We start from the raw sequence: 25,887 nt of genomic DNA, 5'->3' as shown, positions 1-25,887 counted from the left end.
GCCGTCCTCCTTCTGGCACGAAAGCAATGCTAGCTATGCCGTTGAAGCGAAAAACAAGACCCGGAGCAGATGCGTGTAGTCGGATTCGAGCACCATGATCGTCACGAAGACCAGCACCAGCACCGGCGGCAGCAGGATCGCGTAGGCCAAAGCCAGCCGCTCCCAGGCCATGTGCATGAAGACCGCAACGATCAGGCCAGCCTTCAACACCATGAACAGCAGGATCAGCGACCATCGGAGATGGCCGTGGAGGCCAAAATAGTCGACGAGATAGGAGCAGGTGCTGAGAACGAACAACCATCCCCAGACCACGAGGTAAAGCTTGATCGGATGCTGCTGGCCCTTTGTGTGCGTGGCTCCTGATGCAGATGCGTCATGCATGTGAGCTTGCAGCGCGTGTTGCTTTGCTTCCAGATGTACCGCGACGTTTGTCATGCTGCGACCTCACCAGAGATAAAAAAGTGCAAAGATGAACACCCACACGAGATCGACGAAGTGCCAGTAGAGGCCGGTGATCTCGACGATCTCGTAATGCCCTTTTCTGCTCGTAAAGAAACCGCGCCTCTCGACATCGAAGTCTCCCCGTAAAACCTTTCGCGCAATGGCGATCAGGAAAATCACGCCGATCGTCACATGGGTGCCGTGGAAGCCGGTGATCATGAAGAAGCTCGAACCAAACTGCGCCGCACCCCAGGGATTGCCCCAGGGCCGGACGCCTTCCACGATCAGCTTGGTCCATTCAAAGGCTTGCATTCCGACGAACGTTGCGCCGAATGCTGCTGTGGCCAACATCAAGGCCGCCGTCTTCACGCGGTCGCGGCGATAACCGAAGTTGACGGCCATCGCCATCGTCCCGCTGCTGCTGATCAGGATGAAGGTCATGATCGCAATCAGGATGAGCGGGATTTTCTTTTCCCCGATCGTGAGGGCGAAGACCTCGCTGGGATTGGGCCACGGCACGGTCGTGGACATTCGCGCCGTCATGTACGACAACAGGAAACAACTGAAGATGAAGGTGTCGCTGAGGAGGAAGATCCACATCATGGCCTTCCCCCAGGAAACGTTCTTGAAGGCGCGCTGATCCGAGGACCAATCGGCGGCGATGCCTCGCCAACCTGCAGGCCGCGCCGGCGGTTCTACGTTGTTTATCAGCGCCGTTTCTGCCATCTGGTCCTTGCCTCCCTAGCTCAGCAACTGGCGACAGATGTCGACGAAATTGTCTGTCCAGCCCGTCAGCAGGCCGGCCAGGACCAGCCAGACCAACAGCAGGAAGTGCCAGTAGATAGTGCAGAGTTCCACGCTCAGACGAATTTGGCTCGCCTCGGCGCCACGCAATACCTTGGCAGTCGTTCTACCGAGCGCCACCAGACCGCCCATCAGATGCAGCCCGTGCACAGCGGTGATCAGGTAGAAGAACGAATTGGCTGGATTGGACGCCAGGAAGTACCCGGCGCCACTCAGCTGGCGCCACGCCAGCAGTTGCCCGACAAGGAATGTAATGGCGGACGCTCCACCCGCGCACAGGCCGATGCTTATGCCGTCGATGTCGTCGCGACGCGCGGCCATATACGCCCATTGCAGTGCCACACTGCTCAAGAGTAGGACGCCGGTGTTGAACCACAACAGCGCTGGCACTGGCAGCGTCCGCCAGTCCACCATGTTCATGCGCATCGAGTAGGCGCTGATGAAGAGTGCGAATAGCGAGCCGACGACCGCGAGAAATACGCCCAATCCGAGCTTCGCCGCCGGCAGGGACGAGGTACTCTCCTCGCGAAGATCGACCATCACGCCTTCCTCCAGCCATGGCTTGGCTGCCAGCCGCTGTTGCGAGAGCCACCATCCCGCAATTGCGGCTATTCCAGCCATGAACAGGATGATGGCGCTCATGCGTGGGGCCCTTGCGCCGACAATCCTGCCGGCGGTTCATTTTGCGGCACGAAATCCATGGCGGCGCCGGGGACGCTGTAATCGTAGGCCCAGCGATGGACGATCGGGAGCTCCTTGCCCCAGTTGCCATGCCCCGGCGGGGTCTCTGGCGTTTGCCATTCCAGCGACGCGGCGCCCCAGGGATTGCCGCCGGCCTCTTTTCCTTTGAACAGGCTCCAGATCAGATTGAACAGGAACACGAGCTGGGCGAAGCCGACGATCAGGGCCGCGACGCTCATGAACGCATTGAGGTCATGGGCGGATGCCGGAACGAATGCCGTTTCGCCGATGTCGTGATAGCGGCGGGGCATACCCAACAGGCCCAGATAGTGCATGGGGAAGAAAATCGCATAGGCGCCGAGGAACGAGACCCAGAAGTGGAATCGTCCAAGCGCCTCATTGAGCATTCGTCCGGTGACTTTCGGGTACCAATGATAGATTCCGCCGAACACCGCCATGATCGGCGCAATACCCATCACCATGTGAAAATGAGCGACAACGAACATCGTGTCGGACAACGGAACGTCTACGACCACGTTGCCGAGAAACAGGCCAGTCAGGCCGCCGTTTACGAAGGTGACGATGAACGCCAGCGCGAACAGCATCGGGATGGTGAGATGAATGTCGCCGCGCCAAAGGGTCAGCACCCAATTGTAAACCTTGATCGCAGTCGGGATGGCGATGATGAGCGTCGTGGTGGCGAAGAAGAACCCGAAATACGGGTGCATGCCGCTCACATACATGTGGTGCGCCCACACGACGAAGCTGAGGGCGCCAATCGCGACGATCGCCCAGACCATCATGCGATAGCCGAAGATGTTCTTCCGGGCATGGACGCTGATCAGATCGGAAATGATGCCGAAGGCCGGCAAGGCGACGATGTAGACCTCGGGATGACCGAAGAACCAGAACAGATGCTGGAACAGGATCGGGCTGCCACCCCCGTATTTCGTCAGCGTGCCCATCTCGACTAGCGTCGGCATGAAGAAGCTGGTTCCCAGCAGGCGGTCGAGCAGCAACATCACCGAAGCGACGAACAGCGCCGGGAAGGCCAGCAGCGCCATGACGGTGGCCGTGAAGATGCCCCACACCGTCAAGGGTAAACGCATCAACGTCATGCCGCGCGTGCGCGCCTGCAGCACTGTCACTACGTAATTCAGCCCGCCCATGGTGAAGCCGATGATGAACAGGATCAGGGAGGCCAGCATGAGAACGATGCCCCAATCCTGCCCGGGAGTACCGGAGAGAATCGCCTGCGGCGGGTACAGCGTCCAGCCGGCGCCGGTGGGCCCGCCGGGTACGAAAAAGGTCGAGGCCAGCACCACGACCGCGAGCAGGTAGACCCAGTAGCTCAGCATGTTCACATAGGGAAACACCATGTCCCGGGCGCCGACCATCAGCGGGATAAGGTAGTTGCCGAAGCCACCAAGGAACAGCGCGGTGAGAAGATAGATCACCATGATCATGCCGTGCATGGTGATAAACTGGAGATATTGGTTCGGATCGATGAACGAAAACGTGCCGGGGAATCCGAGTTGCAGCCGCATCAGCCATGACAGCACCAGCGCAACCATCCCAATGGACATCGCCGTGATCGAGTACTGGATGGCGATGACCTTGGCGTCCTGCGAAAAGACGTATCTCGTCCACCAGCTTCTCGGATGATAGAGCTCGACCTCGCCCACTTCGGCGGGCGGGACGCCTGCGACTGTGTCAAACGGGACATCGACCATCGGAATCCCCTCCTTGGTCTCTCTCTTCAACGAAGAGTTCGCCCTCTGCTATGCGGCGCTCCTCGCCGATGTTTTCATTCGCTCTCTCTCGTGTAAGCCGCTTTCGCGACATCCCGCTGCCCGGAAAGCTCGGCGAACGTCCGCTGCTTGTCCAGCCACGCGTGATAGTCTTTCTCTTCCTCTACGACGACCTTGCTCCGCATCTGCGCGTGCGCGGCACCGCAGAGTTCCGCGCAGAGAACCTCGAATGTTCCGGTGCGCGTGGGCGTGAACCAGTAATATGTGACCGAGCCCGGTATCATATCCATCTTCGCCCGAAACTCGGGCACATAGAAATCATGCAGGACGTCAATCGAGCGGAGCAACACCTTCACCGGTTTCCCGAGCGGCAGGTGCAAGTCGTCATTTTGAATGACGACATCGTCTTGGCCGGCGGGATCGTCGGGATTCAACCCCATGGGATTTTCGGCACTGACATAGCGGGCATCCGAAGTCCCGAGCCGGCCGTCCTTTCCGGGAAGCCGATAGCTCCATTGCCATTGCTGTCCCATGACCTCGACCTCGGTCGCATTGGCCGGCACTGTGACGAACTGGTGCCAGACGACCAGGCCGGGTGCCAGCATGGCTGCGACGCCGATTGCAGTACCGACGCTGAGCCACCATTCGAGCTTCTTGTTTTCGGGATTGTAGGCTGCGCGCCTTCCCTCCGTGTGTCGAAAGCGGAAGACGCAATAGGCCATGAACGCGACGACCGCGAAGAAAACCGCCCCGGTTATCCAGAATGTCAGGGTGATCGTGTCGTCGATGTAGCGCCAGTTTGAGGCGAGCGGCGTCCACCACCACGGGCTGAAAATGTGAAACAGCACCGAGGCGATTGCGACCAACAGCAGAATGATTGCTACAGCCATCCCTCATGCATCCTTGCCGCTAAAGGCTGCGGATACGAACCAGAGGGCGGAGCTCACGTCTGCTGCGATGGCGGAATCACATCCGCCGCCGTCATGCCTCTTGCCTCGCCCATTCAACCGGTCGCGACGCCGAGTGCACGTTACGACCGCACAAGTCTCAACGGAGCTGGGGGCGTTGGATTCAACATGGTACGCGTCGAGCCGGGCGTCAATAGTGGAGTGTGTCGCACCGCGAGGTCTCCGGCATCATTTCAAGCCGGCGGTGGAGGCCGGCAGCGATCGCTTGGTGACGCAACGCAACAAAACGAACTGTGCAGATGCACAATTCACCCAGCCGCAAGCGCTGTCTTGTTTCTTCCACCCATCGCGCTAAGCTGGGTGCACCGGTCGCGACGGGTGTCGTCCGGCAAAGCTCCTTCTCGTTGAATCTGGTTTGCCGGGCTCAATCGCGATTTTCGCGCATGAGGCGAATGTGCGCGACTTGAAGGCGCGCCATTTCCCCTGCGATCAGAAGCAAGGAGACCGGCGCCATGACCACCGTATTCGCAAGACCCAGACTGCAAGTGTTTGGCGTCTCCACCCCGTTTGTCGTACGCAAGATCAGCCTTTCCGATTTGGGCAACGCGTTGCGACTGGGCTGGGAAGACTTCAACGCCATCCCATCTCACGCCATCGTCCTCTGCGTGATTTATCCCGTCCTCGGAATTGTCCTATTTAGACTTGTCATCGGCTATTCGGTGCTGCCGCTGCTGTTTCCGCTGGCTGCGGGCTTTACGCTGATCGGTCCCTTTGCCGCGCTCGGCCTGTACGAGCTCAGCCGCCGCCGCGAGCGCGGAGAGGAAGCAGCGGCTTGGGATGCCATGCAGGTGCTGCGCGCACCGTCTTTCGGCGCCATGCTCGAACTCGGCATCCTCCTGCTGGTTCTGTTCGGGGTGTGGATCGGCGCCGCTAACGCGATCTACGTTGCAACCTTTGGCCACGCCCCGGCTGCAAGCATCCCTGACTTCGCAACGCGTGTTTTGACGACGCCGGAAGGATGGTCGCTTATCATCGTCGGCTGTGGCGTCGGCTTCCTGTTCGCCGTCGTGGCCCTGTGCGTCAGTGTCGTGTCGTTTCCGCTGATGCTCGACCGGCATGCGACTGCGATCGACGCAATCCGGACGTCGCTGCGGGCCGTGAGGGAAAATCCAATTGAGATGGCGGTATGGGGTCTGGTTGTTGCGGCACTGCTGGCGATCGGTTCGCTACCGTTCTTCGTCGGTCTCGCCGTCGTTCTGCCGGTGCTCGGTCATGCCACCTGGCATCTTTATCGGAAGGTCATCGAGCCTGACCCGAACCCGCCGGAAGAACAGCCGCGCCCGCCGATTGGTCACCGCTATGCGGCGGATTTCCCGGCCTCACTCTTCCCGTGGAGCCGCGAACGCTAGCCGGAGGCAGCAACGAACGGTCGCACCATCACTGTGTTCGGCGGAACCGGCTTTCTCGGCAGCCGCATCGCTCGCCATCTGTGCAGTCATAAATTTCCCGTCCGGATCGCGTCACGGCATCCGGACGTGCAACTTCAATCCGTAGCGGCCAACGTTCATGACGAGCGATCCGTCGCGAATGCGTTGGTCGGCGCCTACGGCGCCGTGAACGCGGTCAGCCTTTATCGCGAGCGCGGAGGGGAGACATTTCACTCTGTTCACGTCGAGGCGGCCCAAATTGTAGCAGCCCAGGCCCGCCGGGCGGGAGTCGAGCGGCTTGTTCACGTTTCGGGGATCGGGGCCGACGCCGCCTCGCCATCCCTCTACATCAGAAAGCGCGGTGAAGGTGAACGGGCGGTCCGCGCGGAATTCGCCGGTGCGTTTATCGTCCGCCCAGCTGTGATGTTCGGACCGGATGACGCGTTTCTCGGCACCGTCCTCAAGCTCCTTCGTCGGCTTCCGATCTATCCAATGTTCGGCCGCGGCCGCACCAGATTGCAACCGGCCCATGTCGAAGATGTTGCGGAGGCGGTTGTCCGAATCATCGAGCGAGCCGAGCCCCACCCGACGGTCTTTGAGTTCGGCGGCCCGACCCGCTATTCCTACGAGCAACTGCTCAGAGCGATCGCGCAACAGGCTGGCCTCTCGCCACGCCTGATTCCAATCCCGTTTGCCGTTTGGCACGCGCTGGCCTGGGCCTCCGAGATACTCCCTGGCCTGCCCCTTACGCGTAACCAAGTGGAGCTGATGCGGATCGACTCGGTGTCATCACCGGAGATGTCTGGATTTGCCGAGCTTGGCATCTCGCCACATTCGATCGAGGAAATCCTTCAGGGGATGCTATCGAATCGAAGATGAGAGAAGCGTCCCGGCTAATCCAGCTTTAACGGCGCGTGGCGCGCGTCTGCACGGGCGCATTCACGCTCGCGGCAGCTGGGCTGTTGGATGGACGTCGAGCGACGACGCACTGGCGATTTGCGGCTCGCCTTCAGCGAGACTATCCATCCATCCGGGTCGAGGCGGATCGCATCTACTGTCGGGACGCCAACATATCAACTTCGGCAGGCACTACGGCCGGAATCGATCTCGCGCTGGCCTTGATCGAGGAGGACCATGGTTTCGCCATCGCCAAGTGCGTTGCACAGCACCTCGTCGTCTACCATCGTCGCTATGGCGGACATCACAATTCGCAGCCTCGGTCGATCTGGCACCCGAGAACGACCGTATTGCGCTGCCCTCGGCTATGCCTGTGATCACATATTCGAAGCACTGACACTCGAGCATCTGGCGGAAGCGGCCGGCATGAGCCGCCGCCAGTTCGGCCGGCCGCGCATTCCGGGCGCGGACCGGCGCCACACCCGCGCGCATGGTTGAACGCCTCCGCGCCGATCTGGCGCGAGGCCACATAGAGACAACTGCAGAACCGGTCGAACGCGTCGCGGAGGCGGTCGACTTCGGTGATGCGGAAAACATGAGACGGGCACGTGTTTGGGAAAATGGCGCGCCACCCAGAACAAAACTGCGAACTCTTATGCGATTGAAATCACGCCATGATTTCGAGCAGAGCCCAAGCGCGGCGTCGCGTTCGTCATTTCCGGCGCCAAAGGAGCCGCGGCGCTAATGGCCCGTGGAGTGCCGGCTCATGTCCTCCAGAAGCTCGCGCATCGCGTCGAACCGCGTGCCAAAGCCTTTCCAGTCGCCGGACTTCAATCGTTCAACGGCCTGATTGTAGCGATCGAGCGCCTCCCGGGCCTGACTTGCCGACGGGCGTGTGACAAGCATTTCCTCCTTCGAGCTAGACACCGGCCGCATCGCGCCAGGCTCGATGAACAGCGCTGACAAGGCCTCGTCGAGCGTCTCCTTCATCACCACATGTTCACCGTAGGCTGCGATCACGCGTTTCAGCTCAGGCAGGTGTCCTTGCTGTGCCCGCAGATAGAGCGGCGATACGTAAAGGATCGAGTTCTCGATCGGAATCGCAAGCAAATTGGCACCGCGGATCACCCGCGAGCCCATCTGATTCCACAGCGTGAGCTGTTGCGAGATCTCCGTATTCTGATTGATCCGCGCCTCGATCTGGAACGGTCCGTAGACGAGCTTCTCCTTGGGGAATTCGTAGACAATCAATTTGCCATAGTCGGGCGCGTCGCAGCGCGCGGCGAGCCACGCGATCATGTTGTCGCGGCGGCTCGGTACCATGGGAAGCATGAGGAAAAATTCGGCCTGCGGTTCGCCGGGCAAGCGCATGATGATGTAATAGGGTGTCATCGTCGAGATGCCGTCGCCGCCCGGCTGGCGCGGGAATTGCCAGAGATCCTCGCGGTTGTAAAAAACGTCGGCCGCCTCCATGTGGTAGGCTTGGTACAGTCGGGCCTGAATCATGAACAGGTCTTCCGGATAGCGAACGTGCTTACGTAAGTCCGGCGGCATCGTCGTGAACGGCTTGAACAAGTTCGGAAAGATGCGCTGGTAGGTCGCTGCAATCGGGTCGCCTGAATCAATAAGGTAGAAGTCGACAGTCCCATTATAAGCATCAATGACAACCTTCACCGAATTGCGAATGTAGTTGAGATCGAGCCCCTGTGCGGGCTCTGCATACGGGAAATAGGCGTTCGTCGTGTAGGCGTCCTGCATCCAGAACATGCGCCCACTGCTGACGACCAGATAAGGATCATGATCGAGCCTGAGGAAGGGCGCGATCGTGCTCACCCGCTCCTTGATATTGCGCCGGATCATGATCCGGCTGTCGATCGTAATGTAGCCTGAGAGAAGCAGGTTCGGATCGTTGAAATAGTAAGCAAACAGCATTCGCGTGGCCATTGCCCCGATCGAGATGCCACCGGTGCCGCCATAGGCCGCATAGGCGTTCTCTTTCCCCTTCGGATAATCGAACTCCGGGATGCTGCTCTTGACGACGACGTAGTCGTCGGTCTGCTCGCCGAAGTAGATGCGCGGCTCGTCGATCCTGGGGCCGACGTCTGCGACAGGAGGAATATTCCGCAGATAGAAGATCGGCAGTCCTTCGGCGCTCTTGCGTGTGACCGGACTCATCACCGCGCCATTGCCGTGGGTGAACAGCACGTGGCGATTGACCCAAGTCTGGGCGTTCGGCGGCAGCAGGGAGGACCGCAGTTCGCGGGCCGAGAGCATCACGCTCTGGTAGGAGCCATCGAGCCAGTAACGATCGACGTCGAGGTCATGGAATTTGTAGTAGGTGCGGATTTCCTGCAGTTGCGCGTAGGTATCCGACAGCGGCAGCCAGTCCCACAGCCTGATATTTTCAATTGTCGCCTTGTTGGCTTCGAGCGCCCCGGGGGTAAGCTTCTGCTCGGCGGTAAACGGCCTGGCTGCGATCTGATCGAGATTGTATGCCTGCCGGGTGAGCGCGATGTTGTGTTCAATGTAGGGCTTCTCCAGCTCCAACTCGCTTGGTTTGACGAAGAACTGCCGGAACAGCCCAGGGACGACGCCGGACAGCACGAACGTACCGGCGCTGACGAGCACAATCGCCACGGCCGGAAGCCGGTAGGTGCGAACCCGGATGTTCGCCCAGGCGGTAAGCGCCGCGATGATCGAAAGTCCGATCATTAGCCACAACGCCGGCAGCCCCACATGCACGTCGGTGTAACTTGCGCCGACGACGACGCTATTGTCGCCGTAGAGCAGCAGATAGCGGTCGAGAACACAGGACCAGGCTTTTACCGCGAAGAGAAAACCAAGCAGAGCGGAACCATGAGCGATCGCTGTCGGCGATATTGATCGACGGTGAACGTCGTATTCGATGTCGCCGTGCACCCAGTAGATCGCCGCGGCGAAAAGCCCGCTCAGAACGAGCGCGAGGATCATCCAGTTCTTGATGAGGATATAGGCGGGCAGTGAGAAGAGGTAGAAGCCGATGTCCTTGTTGTAGAGCGGATCGTCTGCGCCGTAGGGCACCTGATAGACAAATCGCAGGAAGACGCCCCAGTTGCCGGCCTGGGCTGCCGCAACAAGAAGAGCGAGCAAAGCCGCAACGCCTGTGATCAACCAGGGCCACGACAATCGATCGCGCGCAAGCACAAGCAGATCCGGCGGCGCGTTGCCCGCGGCGCTCCACGACGGAGCGGCGACGAACTGCGTCGGCCGCTGTCGGGCAGAGCGTAGCGCGAGCCATCCGTTCAGCCAGAGGATGACGGTGGTTCCGATCCAGACTGCAAGAAAGACGACGGCTTCGGCGCCGATTGTGGTCCAAAAGACCTGGAGATAACCGATCGAGGCAAACCACAGCCAGCCGACCAGGAGGTCGCTCGCGAGCGCAAGCAGGACGAGGCAAATCCCAATGACGACGGCCGCAACAATCAACCCGACCATGGCACTTTGCCTCGGTATCTTGCCTCCGGGTCCAGTAATCCCGATCGTCATGGTTTCATTATAGCGGAAATGAGAGACGCCCGCCCGCCCGATTCGGGATTAGCGCCTCGAGGCGACGACAGGGCTGCCAGAACCTGCATCGCCGCCATCGCGGCAGCGCAAAGGGGCGAGGTCGGCTGAAGCAGCCGGCGCTGCCAGTCGGTCGTCAGGCAACATGGCGCTCTCGAAGCCGCGCCGCACCGCATCATATCGTGAAATAGCGCAACTTGGTTCGCCACCCTGTATAAAATTGCGAACCCGTATATAATTGCGGATGGAAGACCCGTGTTGGGTCTATAGGCAGCCGCCCATCCTATGGCGAGAGTCTGCCGGGGGTGGATGGTTTGCATCCTGCATCGGAGGTGATGTCATGGCCATTGCTCCCACGCTCCAGAAATACCTGGCCGCTGAAAACATCCAATACGAGCTGATCCCGCACGAACTCAGCATGACGTCCACGCGAACGGCTGAGACCTGCCATATCTCGGGCGACCGCCTCGCCAAAGGCATCGTGTTGCGGCGCAACGGCGAATACATGCTGGCCATCTTGCCCGCATCGCATCACCTTCGCCTGTCGGACCTGAGGACAAGTCTCGGCGACAATGTCCACATGGCCGATGCAAGCGAGATCAATCGGCTGTTCAGTGACTGTGCACACGGTGCCGTTCCTGCCGTCGGCAAATGCTACGGGTTGGATATCATCGTCGACGACAGCATCGAGGCACAGCCGGACATCTATATGGAAGCCGGCGATCATGAGACGCTGCTTCATATGGGTCACGCGCAGTTTGCGCGCCTGACGAGCAACGCACCGCACGGGCGTTTTAGCGCGCACGACTGAGGAATTTGCGCACCGCCCAATGCCTTTGCAATCCTGGGCGGGAACGCGGTTCGCGACGTCGCTGTTAAATCGTTGGGAAGGGTGACGGCGACAGCGTCGGCGTTTGTCTGCCGGATCGCCAAGGAGTGATGCTTTCTCCTGCGACACCGCACCCGATCGGTTGTACAGTTCAGAAAATGGGGGCGCTGCTGCATTGCATCAACGCACCTGAAACCCAGGAACGGAGACTCGCCATGAAGGTCAAAGACGTGATGCACAAGGGTGTCGACTGGGTCAGCCCTGACACCCCTATCACCGAACTTGCCAAATTAATGCGGGCGCACGACATCGGCTGCATTCCGGTTGGCGAGGACGACAAGCTGGTCGGGATGGTGACCGACCGCGACATCGTCTGCAAAGGGCTCGCAAGCCACAACTTCGATGCCGGCCGCGCGACAGCGCGCGATGTGATGACCGAAGGCATCCATTGCTGCCGGGAGGACGATGACCTCGCGAAGGCGATGCATCATATGGAGAAGCTGCAGGTCCGCAGGCTGCCGGTGATCAACAAGAGCAAGCGGATGGTCGGCATCATCAGTCTGGGTGACGCCAGCCATTCCGCGTCCGGTGATGTGCTGACCGACACCGTCAGGAGTGTTGCGGCGCATCACTGAAGTAGGGCCAGGGCCCCTCTCGCGATCACCGCTCGGTCCGACGTTGAGCTGAGCCCGAGCCATGCGTTTAACAAGGACCCATCGCCCGGCGCGAAAGCGGCGGCCCGACGTGCTCTACTTTGCGTCGGTGTGACCGCAAAATGATAATAATGCGGACACGGCGCGGCAAATGGAGGACGCGATGGCGTGGCGTGACGACAAGGCCCGCGCAACCCTGATCCGCGACGCAGCAGGCAGCGTGCCGCCGGGAAAGAGCTCCCGGGCCTTTGCCGAGCCTCTGTTCGGCTACAGCAATATCGAGGATCTCGACAATTACGATGCCGCCTCGCTCGCCCTCCTGGCGGAGCACGCCTGGGAGCATGTACAGCGGCGCACGTCGGGCTGCGCCGATATCCGCGTGGTCAATCCGACGTTGCCGAACGGGCGCGAGATTTCCGTGCTCGAGATTCTCAACGACAACATGCCTTTCCTGTACGACTCCACGATGGCAGAGCTCGCCGAGCAGGGTATCGAAGTCACACTCGTCGCCCACCCGATCATCGCAGTGGAGCGCGATGCTGAGGGCAAGCTGCTGCGCTTCTACGGCGAAGCACTGCCAGAGGGAGCAAGGGGCGCACGCGAAAGCCTGATTCACCTCCATATCACCCGCCTGGACGCCGACGCCGATCGCCAGAAGCTGATCGACGGACTCGCCAGGGCGTTGAACAACGTCCGCGCCTGCGTCACCGACTGGCGCGCCATGCGTGACCGCGTCGAGGAAGCGATCAAGACGTTCTCTTCCAATCCGCCGCCGCTGCCGATCGACGAGGTCGCCGAAGCCAACCAGTTCCTGCAATGGCTCTGCGCGGACAATTTCACTTTCCTCGGCGTGCGCGAATATCGCTTCTCGCCCGACAGCGATGCGTCGGACGACATCACGACCGGCGAAGGCCTCGGCATCCTCCGCGATCCGGATACGAAGGTCCTGCGACGCGGCAACGAAATGGTGGTGATGACATCGGAAATTCGCGAGTTCATGCACGAGCCGACGCTGCTGATCGTCATCAAGGCCAATGTCTCAAGCCTCGTCCATCGCCGCATCCGGATGGATTATGTCGGCATCAAGCTCTATGCACCCGACGGCCGGCTCGAGGGCGAATTGCGCGTCGTCGGCCTGTTTACATCAGGGGCCTATACCCGCTCGGTGCGGCAGATCCCTTATGTGCGCCACAAGGTTTCGCGGGTGCTGCAGCGCGCCGGCTTCGACCCGAACGGCCATTCGGGCAAGGCGCTCATGCATATCCTCGAAGATTATCCGCGTGACGAGCTGTTCCAGATCGACGTCGACTCGCTCTACAATTTCGTCATCGAGGTCCTGATCCTCTACGAGCGCCCACGCGTCCGGGCGCTAGCGCGCGTAGACAAGTTCGATCGCTTCGTCTCCATCCTCACCTTCATTCCGCGCGACAAATACGACACCGACGTCCGCACGCGCGTCGGAGCCTTCCTGTCGCAGGTCTACAAGGGGACCCTGTCGGCTTCCTACGTATCGTTCCCTGAAGGCGCGCTTGCGCGCGTCCACTTCATCATCGGGCGCTATGAAGGCAAGACGCCCGTCGTCGAGCGCGCCACGCTCGAAGCCGGGATCAGCGCCATTGCCGCGACCTGGGCCGACAAGCTGAAAGCCGCGCTCACCGCGTCGACCGACGGCATGCGGGCGCGCATGCTCGCCAACCGCTATGCCCAATCCTTTAGCGGCGGTTATACCGAGGTTTTCACAGCGGAGCAGGCCATCGCCGATATCGCGACCATCGAAAGGCTGACCCCAGCCCGCCCGGTGACGATTTCGGTGCACCGGGACAAGGGCGAGGACGATCCCAGGCGCTTCGGGCTGAAGGTGTTCTCCGACGCCGCACCGCTATCGCTATCCTATCGCGTACCGGTGATCGAAAACCACGGCCTGCGCGTGGTCAACGAACGCACTTATCAGATCGTGCCCGGTAACAGGCCCGAGCCGGTCTGGCTGCACGACATGACGATCGAGACCAGCGACGGCGAGCCGATCGAGATCAGCCCGGACTTCAGCCATCGCCTGGAAGCCTCGATCATGGCGGTGGTCGCTGATCGCGCCGAATCCGACGGATACAACGCCCTGATACTGCGCACGCCCCTCGGCTGGCGGGAAGTCTCGACCATCCGGGCACTGTCGCGCTATTTGCACCAGATCCGCGCCCCCTTCACCCAGGACTATATGTGGGAGACCTTGCGCAAGAACGCCGGGATCACAGCCAACCTCGTCGCGCTGTTCCAGTCCCGCTGCGATCCGCGCCTTGACCTTACCGATCGCGAGCGTTCGGCGCGCGAGACAACTCTCCTTGCCGAGATCGAGGAGCAGCTCAAATCCGTCGCCTCGCTCGACGAAGACCGCATCCTGCGCCGTTTCACCAATCTGGTGCAGTCGACCATCCGCACCAATCTGTGGCAGATCGGCGAGGATGGGCATCCGCGTCCGGTAATCTCCTTCAAGTTCGACGCGCGGCGGATCGACGATTTGCCGGCGCCGCGACCTCTCTACGAGATCTTCGTCTATTCGCCTCGTGTCGAAGGCATTCACCTGCGCTTCGGCAAGGTTGCGCGCGGTGGCTTGCGCTGGTCCGATCGGCCGCAGGATTTCCGCACCGAGATCCTCGGCCTGGTCAAGGCCCAGCAGGTCAAGAACGCCGTGATCGTGCCGGTCGGCGCCAAGGGCGGCTTCGTGCCCAAGCGCCTGCCGCCGCCTTCCAATCGCGACGCCTGGCTCGCGGAGGGCACCGAAGCCTATCGCATCTTCGTTCGCTCGCTGCTCGAACTCACCGACAATCTCGACGGCGACATCATCGTGCCGCCCGGTTCGACCGTGCGGCATGACGGCGACGACCCCTATCTGGTCGTCGCCGCCGACAAAGGCACCGCGACCTTCTCCGACATCGCCAATGCGATTTCGGCCGAAAAGAACCATTGGCTCGGCGATGCCTTCGCCTCCGGCGGCAGCCAGGGCTACGACCACAAGAAGATGGGGATCACAGCGCGCGGCGCTTGGGAAGCGGTCAAGCGCCACTTCCGCGAGCTCGGCACCGATATTCAGACCATGCCTTTCACCGTGGTCGGCGTCGGCGACATGTCCGGCGATGTCTTCGGCAATGGCATGCTGCTCTCGCCGGCGACAAAGCTCGTGGCGGCTTTCGACCACCGCGACATCTTCATCGATCCCTCCCCCGATCCGACGATCAGCTTCGCCGAACGCAAGCGCCTGTTCGACCTGACGCGATCAAGCTGGCAGGACTACAACAAGTCGCTGATCTCGCAAGGCGGCGGCGTGTTCTCGCGCACGCTCAAGGCGGTCCCGCTCGCACCGGAAGTGCGGAGCCTGCTCGATCTCGACAAGCCGCAGGCTACGCCGTTCGAGGTGATGACCGCGATCCTGAAAGCGCGCGCCGACCTTCTATGGTTTGGCGGCATCGGCACCTATATACGCGCATCGGGAGAGAGCGACGATCAGGCCGGTGACCGCGCCAACGATCCGATCCGCATCGCGGGCGCCGATGTTCGCGCCCGGGTGATCGGCGAAGGCGCCAATCTCGGCGTCACCCAGCGCGGCCGCATCGAAGCGGCGCAGAAGGGCGTCAAGCTCAACACCGACGCCATCGACAACTCGGCCGGTGTGAACACGTCCGACCTCGAGGTCAATATCAAGATCGCGCTGGCGCGCCCCGAACGCGAGGGACGCCTCAGCCCCGCCGACCGCAACAGCCTGCTAGCTACGATGACCGACGAGGTCGGCACGCTGGTGCTGCGCAACAACTACCTGCAGACGCTGGCGCTCTCGCTCGCCGAGCGCAAAGGCGTGGCCGAGACCGGCTTCCTCACCCGCCTGATGCAGTCGCTCGAGCAGCGCGGTTTGCTGAGCCGCTCCGTCGAGTTCTTGCCGGACGACGCAGCGCTCACCGAGCGCACGCGGCGCGGCCAAGCCCTGACACGGCCGGAGCTTGCCGTATTGCTCGCCTACGCCAAGCTGACGCTCTACGAGGACCTGCTCCTCACCAGCGTGCCGGACGATCCTTATCTCGCCCGCAGACTGACCCTTTACTTCCCGCGCGAGGTTCCCGACAAGTTCCCGAGCGCGGTCGAGCTCCATCGTCTCCGACGCGAGATCATCGCAACCAGTCTCGTCAATGCCGTGATCAACCGCGGGGGCCCGGCCTGCGTCGTGCGCCTGACCGACGAGACCGACGCCGATATCTGGACCATCGTCATGGCGCAGGTGGCGGTGGACGCGATCTACGAGCTCAGGCGGCTCAATGACGAGATCGACGCGCTCGACACACGTATCGACGGGCAGTTGCAGCTCAGCCTCTACGCGGCGATCCAGGACCTCCTGCTCTCCCGCATGGTCTGGTACGTGCGCAATGTCGATTTCAAGGACGGGCTGGAGGCCGTTGTCGCGCGCTTCGGCCAAGCTATCCGCCAGATCGTCGCCGGGCTCGACACCACCCTGCCGACGGACTTGCAGCCCGCACGTGCCAAGCGTCGGCAGGACCTGACTGATGCCGGCGTCCCGGCCGGCCTCGCCTGCGAACTCGCCGATCTCGACTTCCTGGTCTCGGCACCGGATATCGTGACCGTGGCGGAGCGCACCAGCCGCAGCATCAGCGATGCCGCCGCGACATTCTTTGCCGCCGAGGCGAATTTCCGGCTCGACCGGATCATTGCCGCCGCGCGCAGCGTGCTGGCAAACGATTATTTCGAACGTATGGCCATCGATCGCGCCGTTGAGCAGATCGCTTGCGCCGAAAGAAGACTGGCAGCGCATATGCTGGCAACCGGCCAGTCCGGCCAGCAGGCCGTCGAGACCTGGCTCGCGGCTCACCCCGAAGCGACGCGCATCCGCCGCTCGGTCGAGGAAATTGCCGCCACCGGACTGACGCTCGCCAAGCTGACTGTGGCCGCGAACTTGCTGGGGGATCTGGTCAAAGCCTGAGGGCGTGCGAGGCAGGGATGTGAAATTTGGCCGGCGAAACGGAGGACTCCCATGATCCACGCGACTTGCCATACCGCCGATAATCTCCGCTGCATCGAGTTCGATGCCACAACTTGGTTCAACGAGGCTGACGCTCCGAGCATTATCGATTTGGCCCAACGAGGATGGGTCAGCACGGCGATTGCAGAGTCCCTTGAGCGCCGACGAGGATACGAACGCTTGCACGACCTCGTTGAGTATGCAGCAAAGCGACTGCAACCGGAATCCCAGGAGCACCCAACCTGGGAAACTTTCGAATGCGTCGTCGATGGACCCGACGCCGTGGCCTGGCTCGAGAAGAACCGGCTCGAAATTGTGGCGAGTATCCGCTAAGCCACGGGAAGCGCAGCAATGGCGATGATCGATTGGCGACGTCGTCAGCGAAACGGCAATGGCGCTCCCTAGCTAGAGCAACCGGCCAAGCGTGCTACGCAGCATCCTGTCAGTCGTGGCTTAACCCACTCACAGGGCCTGGCATAGCCCCGCGCCCCGCATGCGCCGATGCACGCTCGGGAACCTTATGCTCGAATCGGGCCGCTGTTAGATTCAATCTGCTGTCGCAGCGATCTCATTCTGTTCTCTTAGGACGAAATACCTTGATCCACCGCATGGTATTACTATCCACCACAAGCACGGAGTAAGAACCCAACGCATGACGCAAGAAATATTTTGGCGCGTCACGGCCTCCCGTTTGGCGGTGCCAAATCGGTGCCACGCGGTTTCGGTTTTAGGAGGAAAGCGTGCTTGCGGGCCCATCGCTTGAGAGTGGTCGGCGCACCAGGGCTCGAACCTGGGACCCGCTGATTAAGAGGCGTATGATTTATCTGTAAGATCAATGGCCATTCCGACAAAAGACTCGTTGAACGTGCATTAAATCCACAATTGGATTTCCATTTGTCGGAATGTCCCGGTACCAAATACGCGCAGCACGCGACAGGACGAGGCGTCGGGGGTTCGAGTCAGGAGACCGCTACATGGCTGGGCCCACTACTGTGGAGGCGCTGTTCTCTTACCGGAGGGCAGCTTAACTCCCGGCCTCGCACCTTGATAGCCCGCCAGAAGCCGCCGTTCTCGCGCGGTCCACGCACGTCCATGCGTCCACGTGAAATTCACGATTCCGACGGAGCCGCAGCCGGTCGCTCTCGTCGAACGACAGGTTGAGTAGGTGGCGACGCGGTCGAACTGGCGCGCTTTTTCGAAATACTGGCCTCCGATAGATTGTCTGCCGAGTCATCGATTGCCTCCTCCGAAATCCGAAGGGACTCGCGATGAAGGCGTTCAATACGAGGCTGCACCGGCGCAAACTGCCGAACATCGTGGCATTTCGGCATTGGTGTCTTCGGAACCGCGACCGAACGGCAAACAATGCCGCACAAACGCGCGAAAATGATCCGATAACGCCCATTGGAAGCTGGAGCATGTCTCAGTCGGTCCACGTTCACGCCTTTCGCGATCTTCTGGACGACAGGGGCGTCGTTGACGATCCAGGGCGGATCGCGGCCTACACAACGGATCAGCGCCAGCTCTTCACGGGCTCGACGTTTGCCGTGCTGAAGCCGGCGACGACAAAGCAGGTCGCCGACATTGTACGGCTGGCGGCGCACCACGGTATCGGAATTGTTCCACAAGGCGGCAACACCAGCTATTGCGGCGGCGCGACGCCGGATGCCTCCGGGCGCCAGATTGTCGTGAGCCTCGAGCGGATGGACCGGATCCGCGAAATCGATCCCGTCTCCATGAGCATCTCTGTCGATGCCGGCGTCATCCTGAAGAACATACAGGACGCCGCGGCGGCTGCCGGACTTCTGTTGCCGCTCAGCCTCGGCGCGGAAGGCAGTTGCAGGATCGGCGGCAACATCGGCACGAACGCGGGCGGGCTGTCGGTCGTCAGGTACGGGATGACGCGCGATCTGCTGCTCGGAATCGAGGCGGTGCTGCCGGACGGGACGGTGGTGTCCGACATGCGCAAGCTGCGGAAGAACAATACCGGCTATGACGTCAAACAGTGCTTCGTCGGAAGCGAGGGGACTCTCGGCATCGTCACCGGCGCAGTGTTGCGTCTCGCGCCCTTGCCGACCCGCCGCGCTACTGCCTGGCTGAAGCTCGCGAGCGGCGCCCCGCTCGCTGAGCTTCTCGCCCTGGTCCGTCGCGAGTCCGCGGATCTGCTGACCACTTTCGAATTCATGGCGGCCCGATCCATCGCGCTCGCAACCGCAGCAATGACCGACCCCCCCTCGCTTGGAGCGGGCCCAGCAGGCGCCGTCCTCGTCGAGTTCGCCTCTTCCTCACGTCATCTCGATCTCGACGAACTGATGGAAGCCGTTCTGGCCGAGGCGATAGAGTCCGGATGGATCGAGGACGCATTGCTGGCGCAGAGCGGATCGCAGCGGACCGCGATGTGGCGGCTCCGCGAGACCATCCCCGAGGGCGAGAAATGCCGGAACGGATCGGTCAAGCACGACATCTCGGTGCCGCTTTCGTCTATTCAACACTTTCTGGATTTGGCCGGTTCGCAGGTGCGATCGTATGACGCCGACCTTGAGCTGTCCGTCTATGGCCATGTCGGCGACGGTAATCTGCACTATAACGTGCTCGTTCCTCCCGATGTCGACCGACTGGAGTTCACCGAGCGGATCGAAGGCAGCCTGTCGCTGCAACTCTACGACACGGCCGCGGCGCTCGGCGGCACGTTCAGCGCGGAGCACGGCGTCGGTCGTTTCAAAAAGCACCTTCTGGAGCGATACGGCGATGTTGGGCGTATCGCGGCGATGCGCCGGATCAAGACCGCCTTTGATCCGGCTGATATCATGAACGCCGGCGCAATCGTTCGTCCGCTGGGCGAGACGTCTGCCTCTTGAATCATCGGCGGCGCGCTGGCGATCTTTCGTCGCGGGTCGAACGGTGCATCGTCGGCTGGGGTACCTCGATTGCCCAAATCGCCTTGTCCTTAAAGAAAGAGCCACTCCGAAGGAGTGGCTCAGGTTGGGGAGGAATTCCTGATGCCGTCGCGTGAGCAGCTTGAGGTTTCTTCGTAGAACCTGACGAACTCGACCAACTCCTACCGTTTTGCGTCCATAAGCCGGCGGACTTGACGGCGCGGAAACATGGAGTCCCGCTCACTCGTCTGCCGGAACCTTGGCTTCGCTCGGTACGCGTCAGCCTGACTTCCGGCTCGATCTTCAGATGGCGGAGATGTTCAGCTTCGAGCCGTCGGTCAGACGCGACAGCCGGAACGGTGCGGGATCGACGCAAGGCGTGTCGTTGACGAGAAGCTGTGCGGCCAGATAGCCGAGCCCCGGGCCCAAACCGAAGCCGTGACCCGAGCAGCCCGCCGCGAGGACGAGGCCTTCCACCCCGTCCACCTTCGACACGACAGGCACTGCATCAGGCGTGCAATCGACGAAGCCGCCCCAGGCGCTATCGATCTTGATTTCGCCGAGTTGGGGGAAGGTTTTCCGGACACTCTTCACCACTTGGTTCACCAGCCATTTCAAGGGCGGAGGATCCAGCACGCGATTCTGCTCGAAGATCCGATCGTTGGTCAGCAACGCCGCCATTGAATCCGGCCCCGAAACGAACGATTGGCCGACACCAATCCTGACGTTCTTCAGGCGACGCAAGAACTGCGGCATGAATTCCCGGCTGTACCTGATCGCCTGGGGCGTGATTTCGAGGTTCGCCTTGCCGCTGATCGCAAGCGTATAGCTGCCGTCCAGTCGGCGCGTGATCGTGCAGTAGGGTGTTGAGACCGCCTCGCCGATGTTGATTGTCGGGGTAGAACGCAGCGCGGTCTGCCGGATGCTCGCTTGGGGGAAACTGATTCCGAGCGGCCGAAGGAAGCGCGAGGACCAGGCGCCGGCGGCGCACAGCACCGCGCTGGTTCTGATATAGCCCTTCTCCGTGTGCACGCCTGCAATCTTGCCATTGGCCAAGTCGAGCGCCCGCGCGGCGCATCCCTGGTGGATCGTGGCGCCCAGAGTTCTGGCCCCCTCGGCGATAGCCGGCGCGGCCAGCGCAGGTTCGGCCTTGCCGTCCCGCTCCGAATAGGTCCCACCGACCCATTTGCCGCGCGCTTCGGGGACGCGCTCGGCCACCTCCGCCCGGCTCAGCACCCGGGTGTCGACGTCGTACTCCCTGGCGAGCTCGCGCCACTTTTCCCAGCCCGCGAGCACAGCCTCGTCGTGGGTCGCATAGACGAGACCGCAGCGCCGAAATCCTAGGTCCCGATTGATATCGCGCGTGAGCTCGTCCCACAGCCGCATGGAGAGCACCGAGAGCGGCAGTTCGCGCCGGTCGCGGTTCTGCTGGCGGCACCAACCCCAGTTTCGGCTCGATTGTTCACAGGCGACGTGGCCCTTCTCGAGCAGCGCCACAGAGAGGCCACGCTTCGCCAGGTAATAGGCGGCCGTAGAGCCGAGGATGCCGCCGCCGACGATGACGACGTCGGCCTCGACCGGGAGACGCTCATCGCTGTGAATGCGCTCGACTTGGGGCGACATGTTCCAACGAACCTCAGCTGCCAAGAATGCGGAAGCAAAGTTCCGATCAGCCCTTCATCGCATCGTGCGCGCGATAGAATGTGCTGAAATCACCTAGAACTTCGCAAGATGTTCGGGTTTTTGAGCGCTTGTGCGATACGAGCTGCTCAAGCGCGATCGTCCCAGTTCGGCGCAATGGCGACGCGACCTGCTTGTCCACGGAGACCGGACCGCTTTTCGATGCCCCAGCAAAATGGACCCAGACCGTCGCGATTGGGTCGGCGACACCGGGACGAGTGATGTCCTGAACCACGAGCGTCGGGCGTTTGTTCCGATCGCAGGCAGACGGTCTAGCCTTCGAGGTCGTGAGCGGTGCCGGCATCCATGGATGTGCCGGGTTCGAGCAGCACGACCTCGCAGATGTCGTCCAGCGCGACAGGGCAATGCTCTACCCCATGCGGGACCACGATGAACTCGCCTTGCTCGATGATCTCGTCCCGATCACGGAACTTCATCAGCAGGCGGCCCTTGTGCACGAGGAAGAGTTCGTCACCGCTCCTGTGAAAGCGCCAGGCGAACTCGCCCGCGAACTTGGCGAGCTTGATCTGCATGTCGTTAATCTGACCCGCGATCTTCGAAGACCAAGTCTCCTTGAGCTGCCCGAACGAGTTGGCCAGGTTCCTCTTGTGGAGTGGGGAGAGATGTCGGTTCAGGGAGGCCACGTCACGAATGATGGCCCCAAGCTGGCGAGCGACGTCCTTGTCGTCGGCCGGATACTTGCCGTCCAACGCGGCCGTGCCGATAGTGAAGCCGGCGGCTCCTGCGTCCTTCAGGATGGCGATCCGCTCAGGCGTATCAATCGAGCCGGCCACATAGACGGGCTTGGGCACCGCCGCGCACACCGCTTTGATGAGGGCCGGGACGTCTTCCTTGGAGCGATAGGCGAGCAGGTCGAGGCCATACACGCCCTCCCGCAGGGCGAGCGCCTTGGCGCTCTCAACGATCTCCTCGATGCTCCCTTCGAGCACGCTCGGGTGACCGGTAATGCGACCCGGGAAGGGGCAGTATTGAATGCCGGTGCCAGCAAGGATCGGCAGCACGTCGTCAAGACGTGTGCCGCCGAGCAAGACGTCGACGCCGATTTCAACCGCCGCTTTCGCCGAAACGATCTCACTTTGCCGGTCGAGTGAGACGACTTCGAGATAGGAGGTGGCGCCGTCTGCCTTGATGACCTGGTTGAGAACTTTGAGTCGATCGATCGGCAGGCCGATGTCCTTGAAACCGATGTGGCGAACGCCAAGGCTGAGGGCGGTCTTGAGTTGTTCAGAGGCGTCCTCGACGGTGCGATCGTTGCGCGTGAGCATGAAGATGAAGCGAAGGCCCATTAGACTACCCCTTCTTTGGTCTTAATTTGCGCGGCGACGAGCCTTCGCGCGTAAGTCAGGGCGGTCTCGAGACTGCCGGTGTCGGCGATGCCTCGGCCTGCAATGTCGAATGCCGTGCCGTGATCAGGGCTTGTACGGACGAACGGCAGGCCGAGCGTGATGTTCACACCCTTTTCGAGGCCGAGATATTTCACCGGGATCAGGCCCTGATCGTGATATTGGGCCACGACCACATCGAAGCGGCCCTTGCGGGCCTGCATGTAGACAGTGTCCCCGGGCCAGGGGCCACTGGCGTCGACGCCCTCGGCGCGGGCTGCTTCGATCGCAGGCCGTATGATCTGGATTTCTTCGTCGCCGAAGAGACCACCTTCGCCGGCATGGGGGTTGAGCCCTGCGACCGCAATGCGCGGCGCCGCGATCCCGAGGGCCTTGCCGCCCTCATTTGCGAGCCGGATCGCTGACATCTGGGCATCGAAATCCGCTTGGTCGATGGCCTTGCGCAGCGACGTGTGGATGGTGACGAGAACCGTGCGGATATCGTCGTTCGCCAGCATCATCGCAACGCGCTTCGCACCACCATAGTCGGCGAGGATTTCGGTGTGCCCGGGATAGCGAATGCCCGCGTTTGCCATCGCTTCCTTGTTGATCGGTGCGGTGACGATGCCGCTGACCTTGCCGGCCTTGGCTGCCGCGACGGCGGCGACGATGGCATCGAAGGAAGCTTGGCCGGACATGGCGCTGACGCTCCCGAGCGGAGGCGGCGCGATGATTTGCGTCGCCTCGACAACCTCAATGGACCGCGGCTCAGAGCGCGCCTCTTCAGGTCCGGCGATACGCCTGACCGTCAGCTCGAGGCCCAGACGGTGGACGATATTCTCCATCACGACGTAGCTGCCGAATACGACCGTGCCTTCGCCGGCTTTGGCCAATGTCTTCGCCACGATCTCCGGGCCGATGCCGGAGGCATCGCCCATTGTGATGGCGAGGGGAGCGGATTGGGTCATGATACAACCAGTTCTGATACCGAGGTGCCGAGGCGGAGCTGCGTGATCGCACGACGCAGCGTATCGTCGTCGCCAAAGCCGCCTGCCTTCATGGCGATCAGTAGCTCTCGTCCATCTCCGAGGGACGTGCGGCCAAGCGGAAAGCCCGGCTCGAGCTCTTGCAGGATCTCGAACTCATAAATGTCCAGGCCATCCAGGATCGCCTCCATGGTGTCCCCGCCTGTGGCGATCACCATGTCGAAACGCTCGTCGGCCAACCGTCGAGCCGCAGTTTGGGCAATGTCGTGCAGGACGGATCCGGGATCATTCATCCGTTCGATCGGAGCCCGCAGCAGAGCGATTCCAGGCTCCATTGCAATGCAGTCGGCCTGACGATGGCTGCGCGGATTGGCGCTGCCGATAGCAACAAGAATGTCGCCACAAACCGTGACGGTCACGTTCGACGCCACCGCAAGCGGCGCAAGACGCTTCGCCAGAGCAAGGGCCATGCCCGGAGAGCCCACCCATAGGATCGACTCCGGATCCGGCAGGGCGGCAACTTGTTTGTCGAGATCGGCCTGTGTCGCAGCATCAAGGATGACGACGCTTCCAATGGAGGCCGGAACGAGCTCAGCCAGCCGAGAATGTCGCGCAGGATGGACGGGGTCGCGACCGTATTCGGTCTCCGCGACAGGAATGCCGCCCACAAGCTGAATGCCGCTGACGGTTGTACGCCCAGCGCCGGGGAACGCCGGTGCAAAGACCAGCATCTTGCGGCCGCTTGCCACGAAGGCCGCTTCCATCTCGGCCGTCACATGCCCGCGAAGAGTCGAGTCCACGGTCTTGTAGAGGACATCCCGTGAAGCGAGCTGCTCGGCAAGTTCCGACACCCGCTGTGCCGCTTGCGAAGCTGGTACCGATCGCGATCCGCTATCGACGGCGATGATCTTTGCATCCTCTAGCGGCCTCCGACGTCGGCCGACAACGGCTCGCAGGCACCGCTCGACAAACGGACCGGCCCCATCGGCGGCGCTGGTCAGGTCATCGGCCAGAATACCGATTGTGTATTCGCCATTGGTTCGCATGGATCAATTATGCCAAGCTAATCCAGCATGAAAAGCGATAGTTTTTGCGCTACATCAGTGATATCAGGTCACCAATGAGGCGATCAGAAATACCTTCGTTGGACGACTTACGTGCGTTCGAGACCACTGCGCGGCTGGGGTCGGTTCGGCTTGCCGCGAACAGCCTTGCCTTGACCCATGGGGCTGTGAGCCGCCGTATCACCAAACTCTCGGAAGACCTTGGCTTCAAACTCTTTGAAAAAAGCGGACGTGGCTTGCGCCTCACGGCTTCTGGAGAAGTGCTCAACCTCACCCTCGGCCGTTTCTTCACCGAGCTGGCGACAACCGTTGAGAGCTTGCGTGCTGCCAACGCACAGCAGAATTCCCTCGTTCTCTCATGCGAGCCTTCAGTCGCTATGCGCTGGCTTATTCCACGGCTTGCAAACTTTCAGGCCGTCCATCCTAACATCGCTCTACATCTCTCAGTCGCCGGCGGCCCCGTCGAGTTTCGCCGCGATCGGATCGATCTTGCTATACGTCGGCTCGACTTTGCGTTCCCAGAGGCGTGGCACGTCCGGCGCCTTTTTCCTGAAAGGGTAGGACCGGTCATGAGCCCTCAGCTCGCGCCGGTGTTTGCCTCAGGAAACTACATCGCCCTAGGTTCGAAGACTCGGGCGGACGCTTGGTCGCGGTGGCTTTCCACCCACCCGTCGGTGCGGCGCCCCACGGAGATACGCTTCTACGATCACCACTTCCTCATCGTTGAAGCAGCATTGGCCGGATTGGGCGGTGCCCTCAGCCCGCGGGTCCTTGCAACGGACGACGTAGATAGAGGGCGGCTCATCGCACCTGCCGGTTTCGATCCTGACGAAAGCCACTATGGCCTTATCTGGGCGGGAGAAACTGAACTGTCTGGGAAAGCGAACTATCTTGCTTCATGGCTGCAGGAACAGTGCAATCTGATCTAATGATTTAACTTCGCGCTCCTCAAGGGCTCGGCGCTACCTTGCATGCAGCATCTTAGTT

20 protein-coding genes are annotated in these 25,887 nt (G+C 61.5%); 10 read left to right on the top strand and 10 right to left on the bottom strand.

The window, feature by feature from the left end; genetic code table 11:
- Window positions 1–33: 33 nt before the first annotated feature.
- The 5 genes from ABIB80_RS19180 to coxB form a co-directional block, all read right to left on the bottom strand.
- A complete protein-coding gene (locus ABIB80_RS19180; protein WP_007601157.1) occupies window positions 34–435 on the bottom strand; it encodes a cytochrome C oxidase subunit IV family protein in 402 nt (133 codons plus the stop codon).
- Between the two features lie 9 nt (window positions 436–444).
- Window positions 445–1,167: a heme-copper oxidase subunit III family protein gene (locus ABIB80_RS19175; protein WP_219684592.1), complete on the bottom strand. Its 723-nt coding sequence runs from the start codon at window positions 1,165–1,167 to the stop codon at window positions 445–447.
- A gap of 15 nt (window positions 1,168–1,182) precedes the next feature.
- Window positions 1,183–1,887: a cytochrome c oxidase subunit 3 gene (locus ABIB80_RS19170; RefSeq protein WP_007601155.1), complete on the bottom strand. Its 705-nt coding sequence runs from the start codon at window positions 1,885–1,887 to the stop codon at window positions 1,183–1,185.
- Window positions 1,884–3,659 (bottom strand): cytochrome c oxidase subunit I, encoded by a 1,776-nt coding sequence (gene ctaD, locus ABIB80_RS19165; protein WP_007601154.1) that lies wholly within the window; start codon window positions 3,657–3,659, stop codon window positions 1,884–1,886. Before ctaD ends, ABIB80_RS19170 begins: the two co-directional genes overlap by 4 nt.
- Window positions 3,660–3,733: 74 nt before the next feature.
- A complete protein-coding gene (gene coxB, locus ABIB80_RS19160) occupies window positions 3,734–4,567 on the bottom strand; it encodes a cytochrome c oxidase subunit II (protein WP_007601153.1) in 834 nt (277 codons plus the stop codon).
- 530 nt (window positions 4,568–5,097) lie between these two features.
- Between coxB and ABIB80_RS19155 the strand changes: the two genes are divergently transcribed.
- The 4 genes from ABIB80_RS19155 to ABIB80_RS19140 all read left to right on the top strand — a co-directional run bounded on the left by ABIB80_RS19155 (window position 5,098) and on the right by ABIB80_RS19140 (window position 7,654).
- The gene (locus tag ABIB80_RS19155; RefSeq protein WP_007601152.1) at window positions 5,098–5,994 is read left to right on the top strand and encodes a DUF2189 domain-containing protein; all 897 of its coding nucleotides are present in this window, start codon (window positions 5,098–5,100) and stop codon (window positions 5,992–5,994) included.
- Between the two features lie 33 nt (window positions 5,995–6,027).
- Window positions 6,028–6,891, top strand: coding sequence for a complex I NDUFA9 subunit family protein (locus ABIB80_RS19150; protein ID WP_007601150.1), 864 nt, complete (start codon window positions 6,028–6,030; stop codon window positions 6,889–6,891).
- Window positions 6,892–6,926: 35 nt separating this feature from the next.
- Window positions 6,927–7,286 carry a DJ-1/PfpI family protein gene (locus tag ABIB80_RS19145; RefSeq protein ID WP_219684596.1) on the top strand — a complete coding sequence of 120 codons (360 nt, stop codon included), beginning with the start codon at window positions 6,927–6,929 and terminating at the stop codon, window positions 7,284–7,286.
- 113 nt (window positions 7,287–7,399) lie between these two features.
- Complete coding sequence (locus ABIB80_RS19140) at window positions 7,400–7,654, top strand: hypothetical protein (RefSeq protein ID WP_198288325.1); 255 nt, start codon at window positions 7,400–7,402, stop codon at window positions 7,652–7,654.
- On the opposite strand, the gene ABIB80_RS19135 is transcribed toward ABIB80_RS19140, so the two are convergent.
- Window positions 7,651–10,383: a UPF0182 family membrane protein gene (locus ABIB80_RS19135; protein ID WP_473256077.1), complete on the bottom strand. Its 2,733-nt coding sequence runs from the start codon at window positions 10,381–10,383 to the stop codon at window positions 7,651–7,653. The two genes, ABIB80_RS19140 and ABIB80_RS19135, sit on opposite strands and share 4 nt — an antisense overlap.
- A 409-nt stretch (window positions 10,384–10,792) precedes the next feature.
- Between ABIB80_RS19135 and ABIB80_RS19130 the strand changes: the two genes are divergently transcribed.
- The 5 genes from ABIB80_RS19130 (at window position 10,793) to ABIB80_RS19110 (ending at window position 19,809) form a co-directional block, all read left to right on the top strand.
- Window positions 10,793–11,263: an aminoacyl-tRNA deacylase gene (locus ABIB80_RS19130; RefSeq protein WP_007601145.1), complete on the top strand. Its 471-nt coding sequence runs from the start codon at window positions 10,793–10,795 to the stop codon at window positions 11,261–11,263.
- A gap of 233 nt (window positions 11,264–11,496) precedes the next feature.
- Window positions 11,497–11,916, top strand: a complete 420-nt coding sequence (locus ABIB80_RS19125) for a CBS domain-containing protein (RefSeq protein ID WP_007601143.1) — start codon at window positions 11,497–11,499, stop codon at window positions 11,914–11,916.
- A gap of 169 nt (window positions 11,917–12,085) precedes the next feature.
- A complete protein-coding gene (locus ABIB80_RS19120) occupies window positions 12,086–16,912 on the top strand; it encodes an NAD-glutamate dehydrogenase (protein ID WP_219684599.1) in 4,827 nt (1,608 codons plus the stop codon).
- A 51-nt stretch (window positions 16,913–16,963) separates the two neighbouring features.
- The gene (locus tag ABIB80_RS19115) at window positions 16,964–17,284 is read left to right on the top strand and encodes a hypothetical protein (RefSeq protein ID WP_007601140.1); all 321 of its coding nucleotides are present in this window, start codon (window positions 16,964–16,966) and stop codon (window positions 17,282–17,284) included.
- Window positions 17,285–18,369: 1,085 nt separating this feature from the next.
- Complete coding sequence (locus ABIB80_RS19110) at window positions 18,370–19,809, top strand: FAD-binding oxidoreductase (RefSeq protein WP_354128137.1); 1,440 nt, start codon at window positions 18,370–18,372, stop codon at window positions 19,807–19,809.
- Between the two features lie 321 nt (window positions 19,810–20,130).
- On the opposite strand, the gene ABIB80_RS19105 is transcribed toward ABIB80_RS19110, so the two are convergent.
- The 4 genes from ABIB80_RS19105 to ABIB80_RS19090 form a co-directional block, all read right to left on the bottom strand.
- Complete coding sequence (locus tag ABIB80_RS19105) at window positions 20,131–21,450, bottom strand: NAD(P)/FAD-dependent oxidoreductase (protein WP_219684600.1); 1,320 nt, start codon at window positions 21,448–21,450, stop codon at window positions 20,131–20,133.
- A 329-nt stretch (window positions 21,451–21,779) separates the two neighbouring features.
- On the bottom strand, window positions 21,780–22,814 hold the full coding sequence (locus tag ABIB80_RS19100; protein ID WP_354128136.1) for a cupin domain-containing protein: 1,035 nt from the start codon (window positions 22,812–22,814) through the stop codon (window positions 21,780–21,782).
- Window positions 22,814–23,818, bottom strand: coding sequence for a 4-hydroxythreonine-4-phosphate dehydrogenase PdxA (pdxA, locus tag ABIB80_RS19095; protein ID WP_007601137.1), 1,005 nt, complete (start codon window positions 23,816–23,818; stop codon window positions 22,814–22,816). Before pdxA ends, ABIB80_RS19100 begins: the two co-directional genes overlap by 1 nt.
- Complete coding sequence (locus ABIB80_RS19090; RefSeq protein ID WP_007601136.1) at window positions 23,815–24,882, bottom strand: four-carbon acid sugar kinase family protein; 1,068 nt, start codon at window positions 24,880–24,882, stop codon at window positions 23,815–23,817. Before ABIB80_RS19090 ends, pdxA begins: the two co-directional genes overlap by 4 nt.
- 44 nt (window positions 24,883–24,926) lie before the next feature.
- On the opposite strand from ABIB80_RS19090, the gene ABIB80_RS19085 reads away from it, so the two are divergent.
- On the top strand, window positions 24,927–25,829 hold the full coding sequence (locus ABIB80_RS19085) for a LysR family transcriptional regulator (RefSeq protein WP_354128135.1): 903 nt from the start codon (window positions 24,927–24,929) through the stop codon (window positions 25,827–25,829).
- Window positions 25,830–25,887 lie beyond the last annotated feature (58 nt).

Source organism: Bradyrhizobium sp. i1.15.2 (assembly GCF_040548425.1).
GTDB classification, from domain to species: domain Bacteria; phylum Pseudomonadota; class Alphaproteobacteria; order Rhizobiales; family Xanthobacteraceae; genus Bradyrhizobium; species Bradyrhizobium canariense.
Note: the sequence above shows the minus strand (reverse complement) of the source record. Positions and strands in the feature narration are given on the sequence as shown.